The organism is Streptomyces sp. CNZ287, assembly GCF_007827615.1.
The window spans coordinates 66940-90803 of record NZ_VISV01000016.1 but is presented as its reverse complement, the minus strand read 5'-3'; the positions used below and the strand labels follow the sequence as shown (position 1 = coordinate 90803).

General features: G+C 73.4%; 13 protein-coding genes and 2 pseudogenes. 11 read left to right on the top strand and 4 right to left on the bottom strand.

Annotated features, from left to right (window positions below; translation table 11 throughout):
- Positions 1-8: 8 nt before the first annotated feature.
- Positions 9-1121, bottom strand: a complete 1113-nt coding sequence (locus tag FB457_RS25675; RefSeq protein ID WP_047018124.1) for a DUF6421 family protein — start codon at positions 1119-1121, stop codon at positions 9-11.
- Positions 1122-1807: 686 nt separating this feature from the next.
- Between FB457_RS25675 and FB457_RS25670 the strand changes: the two are divergent.
- The 9 genes and pseudogenes from FB457_RS25670 to FB457_RS25615 all read left to right on the top strand — a co-directional run.
- A pseudogene (locus tag FB457_RS25670) lies at positions 1808-2268 on the top strand (transposase); the annotation flags it as partial.
- A gap of 450 nt (positions 2269-2718) precedes the next feature.
- The gene (locus FB457_RS25660; protein WP_047018123.1) at positions 2719-3375 is read left to right on the top strand and encodes a hypothetical protein; all 657 of its coding nucleotides are present in this window, start codon (positions 2719-2721) and stop codon (positions 3373-3375) included.
- 34 nt (positions 3376-3409) lie between these two features.
- Complete coding sequence (locus tag FB457_RS25655) at positions 3410-5449, top strand: SPFH domain-containing protein (protein WP_047018122.1); 2040 nt, start codon at positions 3410-3412, stop codon at positions 5447-5449.
- A 48-nt stretch (positions 5450-5497) separates the two neighbouring features.
- Complete coding sequence (locus tag FB457_RS25650; protein WP_047018121.1) at positions 5498-10438, top strand: DNA repair ATPase; 4941 nt, start codon at positions 5498-5500, stop codon at positions 10436-10438.
- Positions 10439-11398: 960 nt separating this feature from the next.
- Positions 11399-12895: a cryptochrome/photolyase family protein gene (locus FB457_RS25635; protein WP_047018120.1), complete on the top strand. Its 1497-nt coding sequence runs from the start codon at positions 11399-11401 to the stop codon at positions 12893-12895.
- 136 nt (positions 12896-13031) lie between these two features.
- The gene (locus FB457_RS25630; protein ID WP_047018119.1) at positions 13032-14174 is read left to right on the top strand and encodes a polyprenyl synthetase family protein; all 1143 of its coding nucleotides are present in this window, start codon (positions 13032-13034) and stop codon (positions 14172-14174) included.
- Positions 14171-15742, top strand: coding sequence for a phytoene desaturase (locus tag FB457_RS25625; protein ID WP_047018118.1), 1572 nt, complete (start codon positions 14171-14173; stop codon positions 15740-15742). The genes FB457_RS25630 and FB457_RS25625 overlap by 4 nt, the downstream gene beginning before the upstream one ends.
- On the top strand, positions 15729-16724 hold the full coding sequence (locus FB457_RS25620) for a phytoene/squalene synthase family protein (protein ID WP_047018117.1): 996 nt from the start codon (positions 15729-15731) through the stop codon (positions 16722-16724). Before FB457_RS25625 ends, FB457_RS25620 begins: the two co-directional genes overlap by 14 nt.
- Positions 16721-17731: a DUF5914 domain-containing protein gene (locus FB457_RS25615; RefSeq protein WP_145783458.1), complete on the top strand. Its 1011-nt coding sequence runs from the start codon at positions 16721-16723 to the stop codon at positions 17729-17731. The genes FB457_RS25620 and FB457_RS25615 overlap by 4 nt, the downstream gene beginning before the upstream one ends.
- Before the next feature lie 50 nt (positions 17732-17781).
- Here the strand turns inward: FB457_RS25615 and FB457_RS25610 are convergent, their stop codons facing one another.
- The 3 genes from FB457_RS25610 to FB457_RS25600 all read right to left on the bottom strand — a co-directional run bounded on the left by FB457_RS25610 (position 17782) and on the right by FB457_RS25600 (position 22020).
- A complete protein-coding gene (locus FB457_RS25610; protein WP_486589134.1) occupies positions 17782-19398 on the bottom strand; it encodes an FAD-dependent oxidoreductase in 1617 nt (538 codons plus the stop codon).
- Complete coding sequence (locus tag FB457_RS25605) at positions 19395-20609, bottom strand: lycopene cyclase family protein (protein WP_145783457.1); 1215 nt, start codon at positions 20607-20609, stop codon at positions 19395-19397. The genes FB457_RS25610 and FB457_RS25605 overlap by 4 nt, the downstream gene beginning before the upstream one ends.
- A gap of 160 nt (positions 20610-20769) precedes the next feature.
- Positions 20770-22020 carry an NAD(P)/FAD-dependent oxidoreductase gene (locus FB457_RS25600; RefSeq protein ID WP_145783456.1) on the bottom strand — a complete coding sequence of 417 codons (1251 nt, stop codon included), beginning with the start codon at positions 22018-22020 and terminating at the stop codon, positions 20770-20772.
- 250 nt (positions 22021-22270) lie between these two features.
- Between FB457_RS25600 and FB457_RS25595 the strand changes: the two are divergent.
- Together FB457_RS25595 and FB457_RS25590 are read left to right on the top strand one after the other, a co-directional pair.
- Positions 22271-22557: pseudogene (locus tag FB457_RS25595) on the top strand (DUF7873 family protein); the annotation flags it as partial.
- A gap of 620 nt (positions 22558-23177) precedes the next feature.
- A complete protein-coding gene (locus tag FB457_RS25590) occupies positions 23178-23861 on the top strand; it encodes a hypothetical protein (protein ID WP_047018113.1) in 684 nt (227 codons plus the stop codon).
- The last annotated feature ends 3 nt before the right edge of the window (positions 23862-23864 follow it).

Genomic DNA, 23864 nt, shown 5'->3' with positions numbered 1-23864 from the left:
GCCGTGCCCTACACGCCCAGCGATGCCTTGACCGCCGCGAAGTACGGGATGTGCCGGTAGTCGCCGGCCTCGGCGTCGTAGTCCGTGTAGGCGTGGGTGAACTCCAGCAGCCGCTTCTTCACCGCGGCCACCGGCTCCTGGTGGATCCTGCGCTCGATCGCCTCGATCTCGCCGAGGAACCCGGCCAGTACCCGGGGGAGGTCCCGGTCGAGGTGGATCAGGCCGCCCCGAAGCCGCAGCCCGCCGTGCTCCGTGAGATAGGAGAAGAGAAGCTGCGAGGCGACGGCGTCGTAGTTGGGGCGGGGTATGCCCTCGACCGCGTAGCGCAGCAGCCGTTCGGCGAGGATGTACTCGTACGTCAACCGCGCCGGCTCCGCCGGCAGCGCGGCGTCGCCGAGGAGCGCCAGCATGCCGGACACGTCGACGCGCAGCTCCTCCAGCCCGGCCAGCGGCTTCGACTTTTTCGCCGGGAGGAACTCCGGGATGGGCATATCGCCCTGCCTGTGGTGGTATTCGTGCAGTCGCACCCACCAGGACGAGGCCAGCTCTATCTCCGTGTCCGTGGCTTTCTGCACAAGTGGCAGACTCCCTTCCGCAAGGACCGGTCCCAGCATGCGGCGGGTAATTCGGCGATGCCGCTCAACGAACTTGTCGATGAAGTAGAAGATCTGGTCGTCCGGCTCCTGCACCCCGTCGATGTGATTCTCCGGGAACAGTGCCACCACCGGCCGGCTGCCGAATCCCGCGGAGCGGGCCACGATGTTCACCGGCATCGTATTACTGGCATACCGATCGGCCATGTGCGGATTCGTGGGCAGGGTTTCGTACGCCAGGAACTCTAACCGCAGCGAGGGGAAGTACGAGGCGTCGAACAGGGAGAACAGCCGGTTGTCCCGCCTCGTGTTGATGTGTTCCTTGACGGCTGAGAGCCGCCGACCCGGGATGAAGTCACGTATGTCGTCCAGAAAGGCACGGACCGCGGGTTCCCGGCACAGTCCCGGCATTTCCTCGATGCGGCGGGCGAGTCGGGCCAGCATCTCCGGATCCCGGAATGAGGCACGGTCGCCGAGGTCCCGGCGGATTTCATCGGTCTCTGCGCACAGCGAGTTCAGCGGATCCATCCAATGCCTCCGGACCGGAGCGGGATTCAGGTGAACGAGCGGAGTCGCGGAATCGCGAGTCGACCAGGGGATCCTAACTCCGTGTCAAGACCGTGGCTAGGGTACGTGCGCATTACCATTCGAGAGCGCCTTCGCGGCCGGGGAGCACGAGCAGTGCCCCGCCGGCCGCGACACGGGAGGAGGGGCGGCGGCGTGCGGAGAACACGGCGTGGGAGCCAGCGGCGTTCGTCTCCGCCCAGCAGCTCGCGCCGGCCGAGCGGGAGCCGCGGGAGGAGCGAGGGCCCGGGAGCGGCTGCGGGGAGCCCGAGCCGCCGGCGGCGGCCGGGGTCCTGCCGAGGCAGTCCGTTCCGCGGCGGGGCGGCGACGGGCGAGGCGGTCGCCGCCGCGGCCGGGGGCATGGGACGGGCCGGGCAGGAGGCGGCGGACCTGCGTGACCGGGCATGGCAGGCGGCACCTCGTGTGACAGGCGGGGCCGCACGGGCGCAGGAGCGTGACGCCTCTCGTATCGCCGAAGCCCGCGCCAGCCTTATCGCGGCCCAGCACTCCCGTCGCCTCGATCGCGGGCGTGTACGACAGACGGTGGACTGGATCACGGAGTGACACCGAATGTCGGATGCTGTACCTGAGGTTGAGAACGTGAAGCCGCCGGAGCCGGGGGCTGCTGGGGTGCCGGTCGTGGACGATCGGCTGGTCGGGATGCTGGTCGACCGGGTCCGGGCCGAGGGCTGCATCTGACCGGCGAGGGCGGGCTGCTGCCGCAGCTGACCAAGCGGGTCGTCGGGTCCGCTCTCGATGGCGAGATGACCGACCACCTGGGCTACGGGAAGCACGAGGCGGCCGGCCGGGACGGCGGCAACTCCCGCAACGGCCGCCGCTCGAAGACGGTGACCGCCGACGTCGGCCCGGTCGAGATCAGCGTCCCGCGGGACGTCGAGGGCAGCCTGGAGCCGCAGATCGTGAAGAAGCGGCAGAGGCGGCCGACCGGGGTGGACGAGAGGGTGCTGTCGCTGTCCGCCAAGGGCCTCACGCACGGCGAGATCTCCGCCACCTGGCCGAGGTCTACGGCGCGGGCGTGTCGAAGCCGACCATCACCACGATCACCGACAGCGTGATGGACGGCATGGCCGAGTGGCAGAACCGGCCGCTCGTCTCGGCTTGATGCGGGGGTTGTCGGAGGCGCGGGAGGTCGCCGCTCGTGAGCGGGTGGAGGTGGACGGGCGGCCTCCCCGGGCCCGTCGACCGCGTGGTCGGCTCCCGTCCCGGAAGTGCGCTTCGAGGTGGATTTCGCGGCAGGGCGGGCCCCCCGTTCGCGTTGCTCGGACACACGCTCGGTCGGTGGCGGGACCGGTGTCCCCGCACTCGGCGGTGGTCCATACGAGAAGGGCGACCCGGCTCCGTCACCCGGACGCCGGGGCCGCCGCGGAGCGCTCCCCGGCCGGGATGCCCGGAACGGCCGTGCCTCACCGTATCCGTGCAGTCACGGTGCACAAACCCTGCCGGAACCAGGAAATGTTTTCGAACGCGCCTGCTGACAAGGTGAGTTCCGTCGGCGCCGACGGCGGGGGGCCTCCGTTCGGCGTGGTGGAGGGGGGCGGTGATGGGTGCTTTCGTGGATGCGGCGCTGGGCTTTCCGGCCGTCGTCTTCAGCTTCGCGCTGCTCGTCGTGATCGCCTACTGGCTGTTCGCCGCGGTGACCGGCCTCGTCGGCGACGCCGTCGGCGCGGACGGCGACATGGCGGCAGCCGGCCGCGGCGCGGGCGGGTTCACCGTCCTGCCGGCCGCCCTCGGACTCGGCGGCGTGCCGGTGACGGTGGTGCTGTCGCTGGTCGTCGCGGTGGCCTGGTTCACCGCCCTGGCCGCCGGAGTGGCCGTCGGCGCCGCCGGGCCGCCCGTGTGGCTCGACTGGCCGGCCAGGACGGCCGGCCTGGTGCTGGCCCTGGCCGCCGGCTGGTACGCCACCTGGCTGCTGGCCCGCCCGCTGCGCCGCCTCGGCGGCACCGGCAGGCCGGTCGGCCGCCGCGACTTCGTCGGCCGCACCTGCGTCGTGCGCACCTCGGGCGTCACGCCCGCGTACGGCCAGGCGGAGGTGACCGCGGCCGACGGCTCCAGCGCGACCGTCCAGGTCAGGGCGGACGCCGGCAACGGCCTCGCCGCCGGCAGCCGCGCGCTGATCTTCGCATACGACGCCGAAGGCGAGTTCTTCCGCGTCGCACCCGCCGACGGCGTCCCCGGCGCCTCCGGCTCCTTCGGCTGACACGCACGTCCGTACCGCAGAGAAGGAAGTACCCATGACTGCCATCACCACGGGGCTCGGCGTGCTCGTAGCCGTGGTCCTGCTCATCGCCCTCGCGCTGCTGTTCGCCGTGAGCAGGCTGTTCCGCAAGGTGCGCCAGGGCCACGCGCTCATCGTCTCCAAGATGCGCAAGGTCGACGTGACCTTCACCGGCACCGTGGTGCTGCCGGTGCTGCACAAGGCCGAGCTGATGGACATCTCCGTGAAGACCATGGAGATCGAACGGACCGGCAAGGAAGGGCTGATCTGCCAGGACAACATCCGCGCCGACATCCGCATCTCGTTCTTCGTCCGGGTCAACAAGACCGTCGAGGACGTCATCAAGGTGGCGCAGGCGATCGGCACCGAGCGGGCCAGCGACCAGGACACGTTGCAGCAGCTGTTCAACGCCAAGTTCTCGGAGGCCCTCAAGACCGTCGGCAAGCAGCTCGACTTCGCCGACCTCTACACCAAGCGCGACGAGTTCCGCGACCGGATCATCCGCGTCATCGGCACCGACCTGAACGGCTACAGCCTCGAGGACGCCGCCATCGACTACCTCGAGCAGACCCCGATGGCCCAGCTCGACGCGGAGAACATCCTCGACGCCCAGGGCATCCGGAAGATCACCGAGCTGACCGCGGTGGAGAACGTGCGCACCAACGAGCTGCGGCGCGACGAGGAGAAGGAGATCACCCGCAAGAACGTCGAGGCCCGCGAGGCGGTCCTCGAACTGGAGCGCCGCCAGGCCGACGCCGAGGCGAAGCAGCAGCGCGAGGTCGGGATCGTACGGGCGCGGGAGGAGGCCGAGACCTCCAAGGTCCAGGCCGAGGAGCGGCTCAAGGCGCACACCGCGCACATCAGGACCGAGGAGCAGCTCGGCATCCAGAACGAGAACCGCGAGCGCGAGATCGCGGTCGCGCAGCTCAACCGGGAGCGCGTCGTCGCCATCGAGAACGAGAAGATCGAGAAGGACCGGCTGCTGGAGGTCATCGCCCGGGAGCGGGCGACCGAACTGTCCCGGATCGCCAAGGACAAGGAGGTCGAGGGCGAGAAGCGGGACATCGCCGACGTCGTACGCGAGCGGATCGCGGTCGAGAAGACCGTGGCGCAGCAGGAGGAGGAGATCAAGAAGCTGCGTACGGTCGAGGAGGCCGAGCGCGAGCGCCAGGCGCTGATCATCGCCGCGGAGGCGGAGGCGCAGGAGCGGCTGGTCAAGGACATCAAGGCCGCCGAGGCCGCCGAGCAGGCGGCGGACCACCGGGCCGCGGAGGAGCTCACGATGGCGGAGGCCCGGCGCAAGGCCGCGGAGCTGGACGCGGCGGCGGCCATCCGGCTGGCCGAGGGCAAGCAGGCCGACGCGGCAGCCGCCGGGCTCGCCGCCGCCCAGGTGCAGGAGCGCAGCGCGGAGGCCATCGCCAAGGTCGGCAGGGCGGAGGCCGACGTGGAGCGGGACAAGGCCCTCGCCGGCGCCGAGGGGATGCGGGAGAAGTTCCGGGCGGAGGCCGCGGGCATCAACGAGAAGGCCGCGGCGATGGCCGCGCTGGACGCCGCCAGCAGGGAGCACGAGGAGTACCGGCTGCGGCTGGAGGCGGAGAAGGACATCCGGCTGGCGCAGGTCGACGTGGGCCGCCAGATCGCCGAGGCGCAGGCGACGGTGCTCGCCACCGGGCTGGAGAACGCGGACATCAGCATCGTCGGCGGCGACAGCGTCTTCTTCGACAAATTGGTCAACGCCGTGTCGATGGGCAAGAGCGTCGACGGCTTCGTCGGCAGCTCCGAGTCGGTGCAGGCGATGGCGGGTCCGTGGCTGCGGCCCGACAGCACGTTCACGTCCGACCTGACGGCGATGACGGCCGGACTCGGCGCGACGGGCCTGCGGGACCTGAGCCTCGCCGGCCTGCTCACCCGCCTCATCGCGGCGGACGGTCCGCACACCGCGGCCCTGACGGGGCTGCTGGAGGCGGCCCGGGCGAGCGGAGCGGCGGATCTCCCGGTGGCGGCACTGGCCGGCCGGGCGGCGGTCAACGGCGCGCCGTCCCTGGCCAAGGAGTAGCTCCGGGCGACGGGGAGTGGGACGACGGGAACGGACGACGAGAACGAGGTGGAGGACGAGGTGGAGACCCCCGCGCCGGAGGTACACGGCAGCCCGGACGCCCTGACGGCGGGCACGTACGAGGTGCTGCGAGACCGGCTGCGCACGGCCGCCGAGGAGCTGGCCCGCCGGACGGAGGCGCTCAACGCCCGCCGCGTGGCGGAGTTCGGCGGCTCCGGGGCGCGGCTCGCGGGCACCGGGCACATCCGGACCGACCACGACTGCGTGCCCCGCGACATCGTGCAGATCGGCGGCATGCTGCTGTTCGGCTCCAATGCCCCCGCCGGCCGCGGCCCCGGGACCGGCGTCGGCGACGTGTTCTCGTTGCAGCACCTGGAGTTCGCCGGATCCACCGGGTCCGACGAGGACGGCGGGAAGGGCGCGGAAGGCGGAGGAAGCGGGGACGGCGACGCGGACGGGGGCAGTGGGGACGGCGCGGCGATACGGTTCCGCACCGCGCCCCAGGACTCCGTACCCGGTCTGCTCGACGACCCCGCCTTCCGCCGGGACTTCGCCGAGCTGTACCGCTACTACCGCGAGACGCGGCTCCTCCAGCTGCGCCTGGCCCGCTCCCACCTCCTCGCCGTCTTCCGGACCGGGAACGCGCCCACCGACATCCGCGTGCTGCGCTGGCGCGTCGCCCCCGACGGCTCCGTCGCCTACGTCGACGACCGCGGCGAGCGCGACCACGCCGTCCGGCCCGCCGACGACGTCGAGTGGACGGCCACCACCCGCGCGGACCACGTGCAGGGCCGCCACCCGCACGTCTCCGTCCGCGGCCTGGTCTTCGTCGCGTGCGTCGGCGGCACCCTCACCCTCAAGGCCGAGGACAGCACCGGCACCGGCGCCGGGGTCCACAGCGAGCCCGTGGACGAACCGCTGCAGTCGCTCGCGGACGCCGAGATCGAGTACGCCGTCGTGGGCCCGCTCGTCCTGCTGCGGATCCTCCCGTACAAGGAGAAGACGCGCCGCCACCTCGTCTACAACACCCGCACCGCGGAAGTCGTCCGGCTCGACGGCCTCGGCCGGGGATGCCGCCGGCTGCCCGACGAGCAGGGCGTCGTCTTCCCCGGCGGCTACTACCTCGCCGACGTCCCCGCGGGCAGCGCCGCGCGGACCTTCGACACCGAGACGAAGGACCTCGCATACGAGGGCCTCGTCCGCTCCCCGAACGGCGAGGACGTCCTCTACGTCTTCCACGCCCGCGCCGAGGGCCGCACCCTGCTGCTGCCGTACAACGTCATCCGCAAGGAGGTCGCCACCCTCTGGCAGACGCGCGGCTGGTCGCTCCTCGACGACGGCACGCTGATCGTCTTCAGGACGGCGGCCGGCAGCGAGCCGACCCGCGTGCACCCCGTGCAGGTCTGGCGTACGCCGTACGTCTCGGACGCCTACGCCGCCGCCCGGCCCGCCGGCACCGGGCCCCTCGCCCGGATCGGCAACGCCGAACTCGTACGGGGAGTCTCCGACTGCCTGTCGGTGGCCCGGCTGGCCGACGGGATGGAGCCGAACGGCGCCGTCTTCGAGGCCATCGTCGCCGCCGCCGTCCGCGTCGCCGACCGCCACCACTGGCTGGGCGAGGCGGCCTGCGGGGACCTCGCCGAGCCGCTGGCGGCCGTCCGTACCACCGCCGCGCAGGTCATCGACGAGTTCGGGCGCGTCGAGGAGCTGCGTGCCCAGGCCGCCGCGGCGGTCGCCGAGGCCGCCGAACGGATCACCGGCCAGGTGCGCCGGGCCCGGGGCACCTCCCCGGACACCGCCGACGGCTGGGTGCGCCGGCTCGCCGGGCTCCGCCGCTCCCAGGGCCGCCTGGAGACACTGCGCGAGCAGCGCTACGCCGACCTGGCCCGCATCGGCGAACTCGACGCGCAGCTCGCCGAGTCGCTCGCGGCCTTCGGCCGCCGCGCGGTGGCGTTCCTCGGCGAGGAGACCGCCTTCGACGCCGCCCGCCGGGCCGTCGACGAGCTGGCCGCCGAGGCCGCCGCGGTCGGGACGGCAGCGGCGGCGGCACCGGTCGCCGAGCGCATCGACGAGCAGGCCGGCGCGCTGCAGGCGGTCACCGAGGTCGTCGGCACGCTCGACCTGGCGGACGCGACCGTACGGACCTCGATCCTCGCCCGTATCGGCGAGGTGCTCGGCGCCGCCAACCGGGCCCGCGCCCTGCTGGACGGCCGCCGCCGCGAACTGCACGAGCGCGAGGGCAGGGCCGAGTTCGCCGCCGAGTTCGCGCTGCTGGGCCAGGCGGTGACCGGAGGGCTGGCCGCGGCCGGCACGCCGGAGGACTGCGACGACCAGCTGGGCCGGCTCATGCTGCGGCTGGAGAACCTGGAGGCGAAGTTCGGCTCCGCGGAGGACTTCGCCGAGCAGATCGCCGCGAAGCGCGAGGAGGTCTACGAGTCGTTCTCCGCCCGCAAGCAGGCGCAGCTCGACGAGCGTGCCCGGCACGCCGACCGGCTGGCGCGGTCCGCCGGGCGGATCCTCGGCACCGTCTCCCGCCGGGCGGCGGCCCTGCCGTCGGCGGACGACGTCCACACCTTCTTCGCCTCCGACCCGTTGGTGGCCAAGGTCCGTACCACCGCCGCGGAGCTGCGCACGCTCGGCGGCACGGTGCACGCCGAGGAGCTGGAGGGGCGGCTCAAGGCCGCCCGCCAGGAGGCGGCCCGGGCCCTGCGCGACCGCACCGACCTCTACGACGGGCAGGGGACGCTGCGCCTGGGGCGGCACCGGTTCGCCGTCGACACCCGTCCGGCGGAGCTGACGCTCGTGCCGCAGGACGGGCAGCCGGTGTTCGTGATCACCGGCACGGACTACCGGGCGCCGGTGGCGGACCCCGGCTTCGCGGAGACCCGTGCCTTCTGGGACGAGCCGCTGGTCTCCGAGTCGCCGGCGGTCTACCGGGGCGAGTACCTGGCGGCACGGCTGCTCGCCGGCACGCCGGCGGCGGAGCTGGCGGCGGCGGCCGCGGGCGGCGGCCTGCCGGAGCTGGCGCGCCGGGCGGCGGAGGAGGCGTACGACGAGGGGTACGACCGCGGTGTCCACGACCAGGACGCCGCCGCGATCCTCGGCGCGCTGCTGCGGCTGCGGGAGGAGTGCGGCCTGCTGCGGTTCACGCCGGAGGTCCGGGCCGCGGCGCAGCTGTTCTGGGCGTACGGGACCGGGGCGGAGGAGCGGGCCGGCTGGTCGACGCGGGCCCGGTCGCTGGCCCGCGCGCGGGCGACGTTCGGCCTCGACGGCGTCGCGGTGGAGCCGGCGGCGGAACTGGCCGCCCGCGCGGCGGAGTTCCTCGCCGCGGCGGGACTCCCCTGCCCGGGCGCGCCGGCCCCGGCCGGCGTCGGCGCCTACCTCTTCGAGGAGCTGGCCGCCGCGGACCCGCCCGCGTTCGTCACCAGCCCCGCCGCCCGCGGTCTGCGCACCGGTTTCCGGGACGCGCTCGGCGCGGGCGCCGCCAAGGAGTACGAGCACGACCTCGGTGCCCTCGCCGACGACCCCGCCGCCCGCCACCAGCTCGCCGCCGCCTGGCTCGGCGCGTACGCGGCCGGCACGGGCGCCGACGCCTGGTGCCTCGCGGAGGCCGTGGCCGTGGAGGCCACCGGCGACGCCCTCGCCCGGCATGACTCCGACGCCGCCACCGAGACGGCCGTCGACGGGCTGCTGGGCGCGCACCGCCGCATCGACGGCGGGCGGCTCGCGGTGCGCCTGGACGAGTTCCTCACCCGCACCGCCGAGTTCCGCGACGTACGGGTGCCGGCCTACCGGGCGTACCTCAGCCGGCGCACCGCCCTCGTCGGCGCGGAACGCGAGCGGCTGCGCCTGGACGCGTACCGCCCGCGGGTCATGCCGGCGTTCGTCCGCAACCGCCTCCTGGACGAGGTGTACCTGCCGCTCATCGGCGACAACCTCTCCCGGCAACTCGGCGCCGCCGGCGGCGAGTCCGGCGCCCGCCGCACCGACAGCCAGGGGCTGCTGCTCCTGCTCTCCCCGCCGGGGTACGGCAAGACGTCGCTGATGGAGTACGTCGCCGCGCGGCTCGGCCTGGTCTTCGTCAAGGTCGACGGCCCGGCGCTTGGCACCGGCACCACCTCCCTCGACCCGGCCGCGGCCCCGGACGCCGCCGCCCGCCGGGAGGTCGAGAAGATCAACTTCGCCCTCGCCTTGGGCAACAACACCCTGCTCCACCTCGACGACATCCAGCACACGTCGCCGGAACTGCTGCAGCGGTTCGTCTCGCTCTGCGACGCGCAGCGCCGCATGGAGGGCGTGTGGGACGGCGCCTCACGCGTCTACGACCTGCGCGGGAAGCGCTTCGCGGTGTGCATGGCGGGCAATCCGTTCACGGAGTCCGGCGCCCGCTTCCAGGTACCGGACATGCTCGCCAACCGCGCCGACGTCTGGAACCTCGGCGACGTCCTGTCCGGCAAGGAGCGGCTGTTCGCCCTCAGCCACATCGAGAACGCACTCACCTCCAACCCCGTGCTGGCTCCTCTGACGTCCCGGGAGCGCACCGACATCGACCTGCTGGTCCGCCTCGCCCACGGCGACGCCGACGCCCGCGCCGACCGCCTCGCCCACCCGTACGCCACGGCCGAACTGGACCAGGTCCTCGGCGTGCTGCGCAGGCTGCTGCACGTGCGGCAGACCGTGCTCACGGTCAACGCGGCGTACATCGCCTCCGCGGCGCAGACCGACGCCTCACGCACGGAACCGCCGTTCAAGCTGCAGGGTTCGTACCGGAACACCAACAAGCTCGCCGAGCGGATCATGCCGGTGATGAACGACGACGAGGTGGAGGCGCTGATCGACGACCACTACCGGGGCGAGGCCCAGATGCTCGCCCAGGACGCGGAGGCGAACCTGCTGAAACTCGCGGAACTGCGCGGCCGGCTGACGGCGCGGCAGGAGGAGCGCTGGGAGGCGGTGAAGGCGTCGTACGTCTCATCCGCGCGTATGTAGGCGGTTCCCCGGCCGGTCCCCGGTCCGTCTCTGCCGTTCACGTCTCAAGAGATCGACAAGCGGCGTGATGGTTCGGAGAACGTCATCCCCGGCCCTCGGACAGCGTCCGGATGCGGGCGATGACCATCGAATGCAGCGCCGCATGCTGCGCCCCCGACGATGTCGTCGAAGAGCGACGGGTTGATCTCCCGCGGGAACTGGATGACCGCGAGGCCGGCCACTTCATGCCCCCCGCACCGACCCGCCGCTACGGCCCCATGCCCGAAGGCGAACTCGCGCTGCAGGCAGAGGACGTGGTCGTGGACCGCCGCGGCTACATCTGCATCTCCGACAAGAACCAGGGCCTGTGGATCCTCCGCTACACCGGCCCCCGCCCCCGGCCGCGGCCCGGTAGCCCGCACGGTCGAAGTACCCGCCCACGGTCGCCGGGCCGCCCGCGCCGCGGTTCACCCGGGAGAGTCCGGAGTCCGGCCGTGAACGGCTGCACGTTCCGTCGAGGGCAACCGGCTCGCCGCCCTCACCCTACGATCTTGCTGGTCTCGGCTGTCGCGTCGTTCATCACCGCCGCCATGTCCCGGCGGCAGGTGCAGCCCACCGGGTGGAACCACAGACCGGTACCGAAAGCAGGAGACCTGAGGGCTGTCCGCCGGCAGGGAGTGGACCAGTGGCGGGGTTCGGGTCCCGGGCCGCCTCTCCACAACAGGCGCCGTCACGCTGCGGGGCGCATGATCGGTCGACAGGGCGGTGTGTCCTGGAGCGAGCCGGACAGGAAGGACCGTGGCGCCACACGGACAGCGGGACGGGTATCCGGGCACCGGGTCCGCCTCGTGACGCCGGTGCCGTCGCCGGCTCCCCCGTCCAGGCCGGAGGGACTCGACCACCCGGACCCGCTCATCGACCTCGCCGAAGGGCTCGCCCGCTCCGAGCACGCCCGCGGCCGCGACTGAGGAGGCACCCGTCATGCACTGGCTCTTCGGCGACCAACTCGGCCCCCACTTCCTCACCCCGGGCGAAGAGGGACCCGCTCGCGACACTCCCCTCCTCATGATCGAGGCGCGTTCCGTGTTCCGGCGGCGCCGCTTCCACCGGGCCAAGGCCCACCTCGTGCTGTCCGCGATGCGCCACCGCGCGGCCGAACTCGGCGACCGCGTCGCGTATGTACGTGCCGACACCTACCGCCAGGGCCTGGACCGGGCCGCTCGTGGCCGCCCGGTCGGCGTCCACCACCCCACCTCGTACGCGGCCCTCCGCCTGGTGCGCGGCCTGCCCCGGGTGACGGTGGGCCCCGCCCGCGGCTTCCTCGTGCCGATGGCCGACTTCGCCGCCTGGGCGGACGGTCAGGGCGGCAGGCGCCTGCGGCAGGAGCACTTCTACCACTGGGTCCGTCGCGGACACGACCTGCTCATGGACGGCGATCAGCCCGTGGCGGGCCGGTGGAACCTCGACCACGACAACCGGGAGCCCCCGCCCCGCGAGACCGCCGCCCTCCAGGTCGCCCGCCCGTACCGGCCCCGTGAGGACGACATCGACGACGAAGTCCGCCACGACCTCGACCGCTGGGAACGCGACGGCGACGTCTCCTTCGTCGGACGGGACGGGCCGCGCCTGTTCCCCGCTACCCGGGCGGAGGCAAAGCGCGCGCTGCGGCGCTTCGTCGATCAGCGGCTCGCCACGTTCGGGCCGTACGAAGACGCCATGCTCGCCGCCGACCCGGTCATGAGCCACAGCCTGCTCTCCTCATCCCTCAACCTCGGCCTGCTCGACCCGGCCGAGTGCGTCGAGGAGGCCGAGAAGGCGTGGCGCGCGGGCCGGGCGCCGCTGAACAGCGTGGAGGGCTTCGTGCGCCAGATCGCCGGCTGGCGCGAGTACGTCTGGCAGGTGTACTGGTACTTCGGCGAGGACTACCGGCGCTCCAACGAGCTGCGGCACACCGCCCCGCCACCCGACTGGTGGAACGACCTGGACGCGGATGCCGTCCGGGCGCACTGCCTGCGCACCGTCCTGGCCCAGGTGCGTGACACCGGCTGGACGCACCACATCCCCAGGCTGATGATCCTCGGCAGCCACGCACTCCAGCGAGGCTGGGACCCCGCCGCCGTCACGGACTGGTTCCACCGCTGCTTCGTGGACGGCTACGACTGGGTGATGCTGCCCAACGTCGTCGGTATGTCCCAGTACGCCGACGGCGGCCGGATGACGACGAAGCCCTACACGTCGGGCGGCGCCTACGTGAATCGCATGAGCGACCTGTGCGGCCCCTGCGTCTACCGGCCAGGCGACCGCACCGGCGACCACGCGTGCCCGTACACCGCCGGCTACTGGGCCTTCTTCGACCGCCACCGGGACCTGCTGGCCGGCAACCAGCGCGTCGCCCGGCCGCTGCGGCAGTTGGACCGGCTCGCCGACCTCACGGACGTACGCGAACAGGAACACGCGCGGGGCGACATACCGCCATGAGCCCCATGACGTTGCGCCACTGAGGTGAGTTCGGCCGGATTCAGCTCCGGACCGGGAAGGAATCAGTGCATCCGCAACAGGGCACCCGGCGCAGGCAGCGGGGTCCGGACGACCAAGAATGAGAAGGGGGCTCCGCATGACTGGACTGCCGCCGACGGCGGCCCCGCCGGCCGACCCCGTCGACGCCCCTCTCACCGCGACCGACGCGGCGAACGCCGTCGGCACCGTCCTCAAGCAGGTACTCGGCGAACGGCTGCGGCACTCCCGTGCCGTCGATCCCGTCTTCGCCCGGGAGCTGGCCGACCGCCTCGCCACACTGGCCGTGCAGGGCGGCAAACGGCTGCGCACCGCGTTCGCCCATTGCGGCTGGCGCGCCGCAGGCGGCTCGGGGAAAGCCACCGCCCTCCTGCGGACGGGTGCAGCCCTCGAACTGCTCCAGGCGTGCGCCCTCCTGCACGACGACGTGATGGACGGATCAGTGCGGCGACGGGGCGCACCGGCCCTGCACGTCCACATGGCCCGCAGGCACCGGGCAGCGGGCATGCACGGCTCCTCGGAGTCCTTCGGCACCTCGGCCGCCGTTCTCACCGGTGATCTGGCGCTTGCCTGGGCGGACGACGTGCTCACCGAGACGGCGCTCGGTACGCCGCACGGCTCGCGTCTGTGCGAGGAGTGGCGTGCCATGCGCACCGAGATGGTCGCCGGACAGTACCGGGACCTGCGCGCCCAGGCCACACGTGCGTCCGGTGTCGGTGAGGCGCTGACCATCGCCACCCTGAAGAGCGCCCTGTACACCGCCGCCCGGCCCCTCGCGCTGGGAGCGTCCCTGGCCGGGGCCGACACGCCCGCGCTGGACGCGCTGCGGGCGGCAGGCCGGTGCGCCGGGCTGGCCTTCCAGCTCCGTGACGACCTCCTGGGTGCCTTCGGTGACCCGGCGCTGACCGGCAAACCGGCCGACGACGACCTGCGCTCCCGCAAGCTCACCTACCTCCTCGCCGTCGCCGTCCGGCTCGCCGACGCAACCGGTGATCACCAGGCCGCCGCAGCGCTGGCCCCGGACGCGGACCCGGGGTCCGGGAAGGCCGTGCGGCAGGTGCGGTCCGCGCTGCGCCGGATCGGTGCCCGGGATCTGGTGGAAGCGAAGATCGAGGAACTGGCGGGCTTGAGCCTCGTGCACTTCGACCGCTCCGGCGCGCCCCCTGCCCCCCGGCACGAGTTCGCCGCGCTGGTCGAGCGCGCGACACGCGTGGACCCGCGCGGAGGGGAGGAGGCCGCGTGAAAAGGGTGCCGGGACCGACCGGCCATGTCGTCGTGGTGGGGGCCGGGCTGTCCGGACTGGCCTGCGCCCTGCACCTGCTGGGTGCGGGCCGCCGCGTCACCGTCGTCGAACGGGACGCCGGCCCCGGCGGCCGGGCCGGCCGCGTGCTGCAGGGCGGCTACGAGATGGACACCGGCCCCACCGTGCTGACCATGCCGCACCTGGCCGACGAGGCGTTCGCCGCCGTCGGCGACAGCCTCCACCGCCGGGTAGAGCTGACGGCTCTGCATCCGGCCTACCGTGCCTGCTTCGCGGACGGGTCCTCGCTCGACGTGCACACCGACGGCGAGGCGATGGAGGCGGAGGTGCGCCGCTTCGCCGGACCGGCACAGGCGGCCGGCTACCGCGACCTGCGGCAGTGGCTGGAACGCCTCTACCGGGCACAGATGAGCCGTTTCATCGACGCCAACTTCGACTCACCCTTCCAACTGCTGCACCCGGATCTGGCCCGGCTGGCGGCGTTGGGCGGCTTCGGACGGCTGGACGGCCGCATCGGCCGCTTCCTCTCCGACGAGCGCCTGCGCCGCATCTTCTCCTTCCAGGCGCTGTACGCCGGGGTGACCCCGGCCCGCGCACTCGCGGCGTACGCGGTGATCGCGTACATGGACACCGTGGCCGGCGTCTGGTTCCCGAAGGGCGGCGTGCACGCTCTCCCCCGCGCCATGGCCGATGCGGCGGCGGAAGCGGGTGCCGATCTGCGCTGGAAGGCCGAAGTACGCGCGCTGGAGCACTCCGTGGGTCGCGTACGGGCCGTCCGCCTGGCTTCCGGCGACCGCATCCCCTGTGACGCGGTGGTGCTCACGTGTGAGCTGCCTGCCGCCTACGGGCTGCTGGGGCGGACGCCCCGGCGGCCGGCCCGGCTGTGTCACTCACCGTCCGCCGTGATCCTGCACGCGGGCACCGACCGCACCTGGCCGCACCTCGCCCACCACACCCTCTCCTTCGGCGCCGCGTGGGAGGGCACCTTCGAGGAGCTGACCCGCACGGGCAAGCTGATGAGCGACCCCTCCCTCCTGATCACCCGCCCCACCGCACACGACCCCGCCCTGGCACCGCCGGGACGCCATCTCCACTACGTCCTCGCCCCCTGTCCCAACACCGCGGTCGGTCCCGCGGCCCTCGCATGGCAGGAGCTCGGCCCCCGTTACCGCGACCGCCTGGTGGGCGAACTGGAGCGCCGGGGCCTGGACGGGTTCGCGGACAGTGTCCGGGAAGAGCTCCTGGTGACGCCGCTCGACTGGGCGAGGCAGGGCCACGCCGCCGGCAGCCCCTTCTCGGTCTCCCACACCTTCGCCCAGACCGGACCGTTCCGCCCGCGCAACCTCGTACGGGGGCTGGACAACGTGGTACTCGCAGGCTGCGGGACCACTCCGGGGGTCGGCATTCCGACCGTCCTCATCAGCGGCAAACTCGCCGCCGCCCGCGTCACCGGCGGAGGCGGCCCCCGGCCCGCCCCGCCGCGCCGGCCCCCGGCCGTCCCCGGCACAGCTCCCGTTCCGGTCCCAGCAGGTGCCGATGACCCGTCGTGAACTGGACGCCGCCGGGATCACCGATCCCGCGCTGCGCACCGACTACACCCGGTGCCGGCGGCTCAACGCCCGCCACGGCAAGACCTACTTCCTGGCAACCCGGCTGCTGCCGCTCGAACGCCGCTCGGCCGTGCACGCCCTGTACGGCTTCGCCCGCCGGGCCGACGACATCGTCGACGACCACGACCGGCATCGCACGGCCGAGGAGCGCGACCGGCAGTTGCGCCGCCTGGAGAGCGACCTGGCCGGCGGACTGCGCACCGGAGCGGGCGGCGAACCGGTGGTCCGGGCCGTCGCGGACACCGCCGACCGGTACGACATCGACCACGCGCTGTTCGCCGACTTCCTGTCCTCGATGCGTGCCGATCTGACCGTGACCCACTACCCCACGTACGCCGATCTGCAGGGATACGTGCATGGTTCGGCGGCGGTGATCGGCCTGCAGATGCTGCCGGTCCTCGGCACGGTCACGGCTCGGGAGGAGGCGGCACCGCACGCAGCCGCGCTCGGTGTGGCGTTCCAGCTCACCAACTTCCTGCGCGACGTGGGCGAGGATCTCGACCGGGGCCGTGTCTACCTGCCCGGCGACCTGCTGGCCGCGCACGGTGTGGACAGGCCCCTGCTGGAGTGGAGCAGGCGCACCGGGCGCCGTGACCGCCGGATCCGCGCCGCTCTCGTCGCGGCGGAGGCCATGACGCGGGACGTGTACCGGACGGCGGAGCCGGGCATCGCCATACTCGATCCGCGGGTGCGCCCCTGCATCCGTGCCGCGTTCACCCTCTACGGCGGGATTCTCGAAGCGATCGCCGAGCAGGACTACACCGTGCTGCATCGTCGCGCGGTGGTGTCGCGCCGGCGTCGCGCGGCAACCGCCGCGGGCGGTGTACTGGGCGTGGCCAGCGCCCGGTGGCGTACCCGCGCCCCGTGGCGGGCGGGCCCGGCGGCCGGAGCGGCAGTCGAGTGGAAGGGACCGGTGCGGTGAGCGGTCGAAGGGGCGGCAAGCGTTGGTCGCCGCCGTTGCGGCGGCGGGGCTCCGGGCCGGGTTGGACGGCGCAGGAGGCGACGTGGCGCCGGGCGCGCCCGGCGCTCATCGCCGACGCGCTCAAGCGGGCATCCGCCCGTCCGTCCGGCAACTGGTTCGTGGCCGGCGCTTCCCGCGACGTGCGCGCGGGCGACCGCCCGTACGGCCGGACGGTCGGCGGGGTGGAGGTCGTGCTGTGGCGCTCGGACGACGGCGAGCCCCACGCCGGTTCGGGTGTCTGCCCGCACCTGGGCGCCCCCCTGCGCGACGGCCGGGTGGTGTGCGGCACGTTGGTCTGCCGCTGGCACGGGCTGGCCCTGGACGGTTCCCCGGCCGCCGGCTGGGAGCCGTTTCCCGTGCACGACGACGGCGTGCTCGTCTGGGTGCGGCTGGACGACGTGGGTGGCGAGGAGCCCACGGAGCTGCCTGTCGTGCCCCCGCGGCCCACGACGGGCAGTGGGGTGGACGCGGTCTTCACGGCGGCGGGGCGGTGCGAACCGCAGGACGTGGTGGCCAACCGGCTCGATCCGTGGCACGGCTCGTGGTTCCACCCGTATGCGTTCGTCGACCTGTCGGTGGTGCGGGAGCCGCAGGGCGACGAGGACGACGCCTTCGTCGTCGATGTCTCATTCCGTGTGGCCGGGCGGCTCGTGGTCCCCGTACGGGCCGAGTTCACGGCGCCGGAGCCGCGCACGGTCGTCATGCGCATCACCGGCGGCGAGGGCGCCACGTCCGTGGTCGAGACGCATGCGACACCGCTGACCGGGCCGGACCACGAGCGTCCGCGCACCGCCGTGGTCGAGGCGGTCGTCGCCGCGTCCGACCGGCCCGGCTTCGCCGTGGCGCGAGCCGCCGCCCCCGTGCTGCGCCCGCTGATGCGCCGTACGGCCGGGCGCCTGTGGCGCGACGACCTGGCCTACGCCGAACGGCGCTGGACGCTGCGCAGCACGGGGCGGTTCCCCGGGTGACGCGCGGCCCCGGTGGCCGCCCCTCTCGGCTACCCGGGAGCGGCGCGGGGTCAGCGGACCGGATGCCGTCCTGCGACCGCCCCGAGTGCCCGAAGCAGGGGTGACCGGCCCGAGCGCGGAACCGTCCACAGCACCTGTCCGCGTACCCCCCGGTCGGCGAGCAGGGCATTCGCGGCGAGGAAGCCGGTGGTGGCGGCTCGTTCCATGAGGGCCACGGGCAAATCGCAGCGGATTCCGTCACCGGCCAGGGTCAGCCATGGGTGGGGGGTACGCACGGTGGGGCGCCGACGGTGGGAGCCGACCGCGAAGAGCGGGCAGTCCGAGCGCCATTCGTGCCGCGCGTCGACGACGCGTGCCTCGCGGGTCTCCGGGTACACCTGGTGCAGCCGGTCGACGAGCACGTCCTGTTCCTGTTCCTGTTCCGCCGCCGGATCTACGGCGTAGGCATGCAGTTCCACGACCGAGCCCCCGGTCCGCGCCGCCCAGCGGGCGGCCTCGCCCTCGTACCGCTCCAGGATGCTGATGTTGTCGAGCCCGCCGTAGCCGCTGGTGCCGAGGAATCCGGGCCGGTCGGCGCGGACCGCCCGGTCGAGCCAGAGCCGGGAGACGAGGAACGGCGGCGCGGTGCGCAGGGCGGCGATGTCGTCACGCCATGCGGCAGTGCCCAGGCCGGGTGACGCAGCGACGGCCTGGCGCAGGCCCGCGGCGTCGAGGGCGAGCACCACGGCCTGGTGGCCGTCGGTACCGGTATCCGTGATCACGTCCGCTCCCCCGCCGTCGCGGGTGCGGACCCCGAGCACGGGGGTGCCGGTGCGCACGCTCGCTCCGAGGCACCGCAGGTAGTCGCCGAGCGGGTCCCACAGCGCTTGGGGGAAGGGATCGCCCGGTACGTCGAAGAGCAGGCCCTCGGCCGATCCGAGGAAGTAGACGTGGAACATCAGCAGCAGTTCCGCGGCCGACAGTTCGCGCGGATCGGCGAAGAAGCTGCGGGAGAACACCTCGAAGGCCAGGTGGTGCGCGGCGTCGGGGAAGCGCACGCTTTCCAGGAACCCGGTGGCGGTGACGGTGTCGAAGTGCTCGTAGACCTCGGGGACGCGCACATCGAGGAGCGGGAGTGCGGCTCGCGCGTCCATGGCGGCGAGATCCCGCCACCCGAAGGTGGGGCTGAGGGCGACGAATCCGAGCGCGCTGAGGGGCGGGGTCCTGGGGACGCGGGCGAAGCTGTCGGCCGGGCCGCCGCTGTGCCGCAGGGGGTAGTCGGGCAGCGGGGTGAGGCGTTCCAGGCCGGGGTCGGTGCGGCGGAGCAGTCCGCGAAGGTTGTAGTACTGGCGGAAGAAGGCGTGGAAGCCGCGGGTCATGGTCACCGCGCTGCCGTCCGCGAGGGTGGTGCGCCACCCGGCGAGCCTGCCGCCGAGTGAGTCCTCCTTCTCGTAGAGGGTCACGCGCGCGCCGCGTTCGGCCAGCAGGGTGGCCGCGGCCAGTCCGGCGATTCCGCCGCCGATCACCGCGACGGACGGCTCGTCCCCGCGTCGGAATCGCTCCGCACCGGGCGCGGGGAAGAGGATCTCGGCCTTGCGGTCGCGGCCCCGGCGGGGGGCGGTGGTGCGGCGGGGGGGCACAGGGCGCACTTCCTTGTCGTGGTCGAGCGGGCGTCGTGGGCGGGTCATCGGCCGCTTCCTCCGATCCGGGCGGCGGGCTCGGAGCGGCGCGGCAGAAAGGGCACCTCGACCGCCGTACGGAGCATCGGCCAAACGGGGGTGCGCAGTCCGATGCCCCACTCCTCCCGAGGTGAGGTGGTGCCGTCGAGGAACCGCAGCAGGCGTTCGGCCGGGATCCGGCGGAACAGGCCGGTGAAGAAGGCGGGTCCGTCGATCCGTCCGGTGTCCAGGGCCCGCAGCAGGACCGCGTCCATGACCAGCGCCCGGCGCCCGTGGGGTGCCGGGACGTTCCCGTGGCCGTCCCGCAGGGTCGCGGCGACGGCTCTGCTGTGCCGCTGCACCGCGGCGAAGGTGTAGCCGGTGGCGGGACGGGTGGCGCCGCCGGCGGTCCCGATGCGGAACACGGCGGCGCCGGCGCGCCGCGGGAAGCGGGCGTCGGTCATGGGGATGACTCCCTGCTCCGTCCGCTCCGGGGTGAACGCGCCGAGTCCGAGGATCTCGCGGCAGTAGTGCCCGAGTGCCGACTCGTACGCCCGGGTGCTCAACACGGTGCGGGAGAACTCGGTGTACTCCACGAGCGCCCGGTCCGGCGCCAGCGGCAGGACGTAGCCGAAGGCGAGCCCGTGTGCCGGCTGGGGGACCCGGAAGTCCATCAGATCCGCGACCGCGGGATCGAACCGGTCGGTGCCGGTGCGTACGAACCAGCCGCGGAAGTGCTGCAGCAGCCGCGTGCGCGCCGGCGGCAGACCGGGCAGCGGCCTCGAGTCGAAGACCCTCCGGGCGTGCAGCGTCAGGGACCGGCCCGCGGGCAGCGTGCACCGGACCTCCGCGCCTCCGGGTACACCGCGCACCGATTCCACCGTGGCTCGCAGCAGACGTCCGCGGTCCGTACGGCCCAGCAGGCCGTGGACCATCCGCTCGAAGTCGGCGGAGCGCACCATGCGGTAGGTGAACGGTGCCGGTCCCACGGTGACCGGCCGGCCGTCGGTGCCATGCAGACGCAGCACGGACCAGGAGCCGCTGACCGCCTCTTCGAGGCCGTCGACGCCCGCCCCCCAGTAGCACCAGGTCCGCTCTGCAGGACGCAGCGGACCGTCCGGCGGCTCGACCAGCGTCACGGTGGCAGCGCCGTCCTCCGTCAGCCGGTGAGCGAGGCTGAGACCGGCCGCACCACCGCCGATGACGAGTACGTCGGAGTCCCCGGTGTTGCGGGGGGTCACCGGGCTCGCCGTTCGACGAGGGCGTCCAGCCCTGCAAGGGCCGCCTGCGCTTCGTGCACAGTCCGAGCACACGGCCCGGGACCGTAGGCGCCGAAGCCGGCGGCCGGAGTAACCGGACATACCCGTGCGGCGTCGGCCCGGCCCCGCCCGCACCCCGGCGTCACCTCTCCGGTCCCAGGTCGGCCCTCACCTCTCGCGCGGCGCGCGTACCCGACGCCAGGGCGCCCTGCACGGAGCCGGTCGCCCGGTGGTCCCCGCACACGTACCTCCCCGGGCCGAGGCGGGTGGTGCGGCTCAGAGACCACGGGGGAAGCATCGCCGGCAGCGCACCCTCGACCGTGCGGGCAGCGACCTGCTCCCACGTGCCGGTGTCGGTGCCGTACAGCTCGGCCAGACGCCGGAGCACCGCCTGTGCCCTGCCGGGCCGGTCGGTGCCCAGGACGGAGGTGGAGATCAGTCCGGTGCCGGGGGGCGCGTAGGTGGGAGCGACCTCGCTGAGGACGCAGGTGTTGAGGACCGCTCCGGTGCTGTCCACCCTCAGGATCGGTTCGGCCGCCGGCGGGCGGCCGGTGGCGTGGTAGTACGTGGTGACGGTGCGGGTGTCCGGCACGGTCAGGTCCGGCACCAGGCGGGCGGCGGTCGCCGGTTCCGTCGCCACCACGACGACCCGGGCCGGCACCTCACTCCCGTTCCCGAGCAGCACTCCGTCGTCGGTGACCTCCTCGACGGGCGTGCCGAGGCGCAGGACGCCATCGGGCAGGCCGGCGGCGAGCTGGGCCGGTACGGCGCCGATGCCCTCCGCCGGCAGGCACAGGGACCCGCGGACCATGCTCCGCCAGACCAGGTGGAAGAACCGCGCCGAGGTCTCCAGCCGGTCCTCCAGGAAGACGCTGGAGAGGAAGGGCCGCAGGATGCCGGCGATCACGGCGTCCGACAGTCCCGCCCCGGACAGGGCTGCCGAGGTGGACCGGTCCCGGCGCCTTCCGGTGACGGACACGGGCAGAACGGCGTCCCGTACGGTGAGTGCCGCCATCGCGGCCAGATCGCGGGCCGTCAGGACCCGCCCCGGCAGCAGCGTCCATGCCGCACGGGGCTCCCTGGTCGGATCGGCGAGGCGCACAGGCCCGTCCGGGGTGTGCGCGATGATGCCCGCGGTGAAGGGCCGCAGTCGCAGGCTGCTGAGCTCCAGACGCCGCTTCACCTGTGGATACGAGGTGTTGAACACCTGGAAGCCCCGGTCCAGCAGGAATCCGTCCCGCCGGTCCGTGCGCATCCGGCCGCCCGCGCCGTCGGACGCCTCCAGCAGGGTCACGCGCCATCTGGCGCGGCACAGGTCCAGGGCGCACGCCAGGCCGGCCAGGCCCGCACCGACGACGACTGCGTCCGGCGCCCGGCGATGTTCGTCACTCATACGTCTCCTCGGTCGACGCCGTGTCCGTGGCACCTGGGGCGGAGGCCGCCCGCTCGGCCTCTCCTCGGCCGGTACCCGCGACCGGCCGGCCCGGGCCACGCCGGAGCGTACGGCGAGCGCGGCGAACGCCCGCCGCCGGACGGCGGGGCCGCGGCCACCGGCCCAGCGGACCACGTCCACAGCCCGATGCCCAGGCGCCACGACCAAGTGCCATCGGACGACAACACGTCACGGGGACACCGGCGACTCCAGAGCGGGGGACGCGCTGCGGGCGACCGCGGGACGCTGACGCGGCTCTTCGACGTGACCGCGACGAGGGAGTGGGCGAACCGGTTGGCGGCCGCGGACGTGGTGGTCGACGGTACGGTGCTGCTGCCCCAGGTGCCCGTCCCGTACCTGTTGTTCCTGGAGAAGCAGCTCACCGACCTGCACACCTTCGTGCGCAAGCTGCCGGTGCTCGACGCCTCCGAGGCGTGGACCCTGGACCCCTCGACGGACTCGTGGAAGACGGACCCGGTGCGGGCCATCCGCTCTCGCTCCAGTCTCAGCATTCGCCGCCGGACACCGGACCGACCGAGCGTGGGCGAACATCGACGGATGGGGGTTCAAGTCCCTCCGGCGCCTCTCCCGTGGCTGTAGTTCAAAGGCAGAACACGTCGATCTCCACATGACCCGCGGCTCTTCAACGCCGCCGGTGTGCGCAAATGGGCGGCAACCTGGAGCCCGGGAGCTGGACATGCTCCCGGGCTCCGTCTGACCACGGCCGGCGTGCGCGTTCAACCGTCCGAACCCTCCCCCGCAGTGATGAAATCTCCTTCCCGAAAGGGGCGTTGAGCCCAGGGAGGAGAACCGTTTCTCTCGCCGTGCCGCCCGGAGGATCGGGCGCCGCACGGGTCCGCGTCCCCTCGCCCGCTTCCCGGTTCGAGCGTTTGCTGCGACGCGTGCGTGTGGCAGACACCTGGCATCCGGCTGAGGCGCACTGCCCGCTGCGGAAGGAGATCCCCCCACATGCCAGACCCCTCGGAGGCCCTCCGGGACGGCCGCCGGCCCACGAACCGGCCCCGGGCCGGCGTCGCCGACGGTGCACGACCTCGGCGCGCCGGCGCGCGGCGCATGCCGCCCACCTGCTCTCACAGTCCCTTCGGTGAGGGGTTCGCATGACTGATCACGACGCCGCGCAGAACGCCGGCCCCGCCCCCCTCGACCGCTTCGTGAGGCTGTGCGTGCCGCTCACCGGCTTCACCGCGTACGAGCTGCGCAGCACCGGCATGGCGCAGCTCTACTTCGACACCGCACGCCGGGAGATCGGCCACCGGAGCCTCGATGCCTTCCTCGGCGTCTGGGAAGAGGCCCACAAAGGCGGCCTCGGTCCGTCCCGGCTCCCCGCGCTGGAGCGGGAGTTGGCGCGAGCGCTGATCTACCTCTGGTACACCGGTGCGTTCCCGCGCATCGCGCCCGCCGCCCACGCCGAGCTGCGCCGGGACCGGCCGAACCAGGAGTTCGTCGCCTCGCCGGAAAGCTATCCCGAGGGGTTGGTGTGGCGCGCCTTCGGCGGCCACCCGGCGGGCGCGAAACCCCCGGGCTTCGGAACCTGGGGGGATGAACCGCCCGAACTCCCCACCGAGGCGGAACTGGCCGCCCGGATCGCCGCGGAGGATGCGGGCCACGGCGGCGCCGTGCCGTACGACGCCGGCTCGTACGGCTCGGCCGGAGAAGCCGGCGGGAGTACGCCGGCCCATCTGCTGCCCGGACCGCGCAGCTCCCGGGCCGTCTCCCCGTCCGCCGTACCACCCGCCTCGTCCCATCCCGTGCGGGAGACCTCTCCGGAAGCAGGTGAATGACCG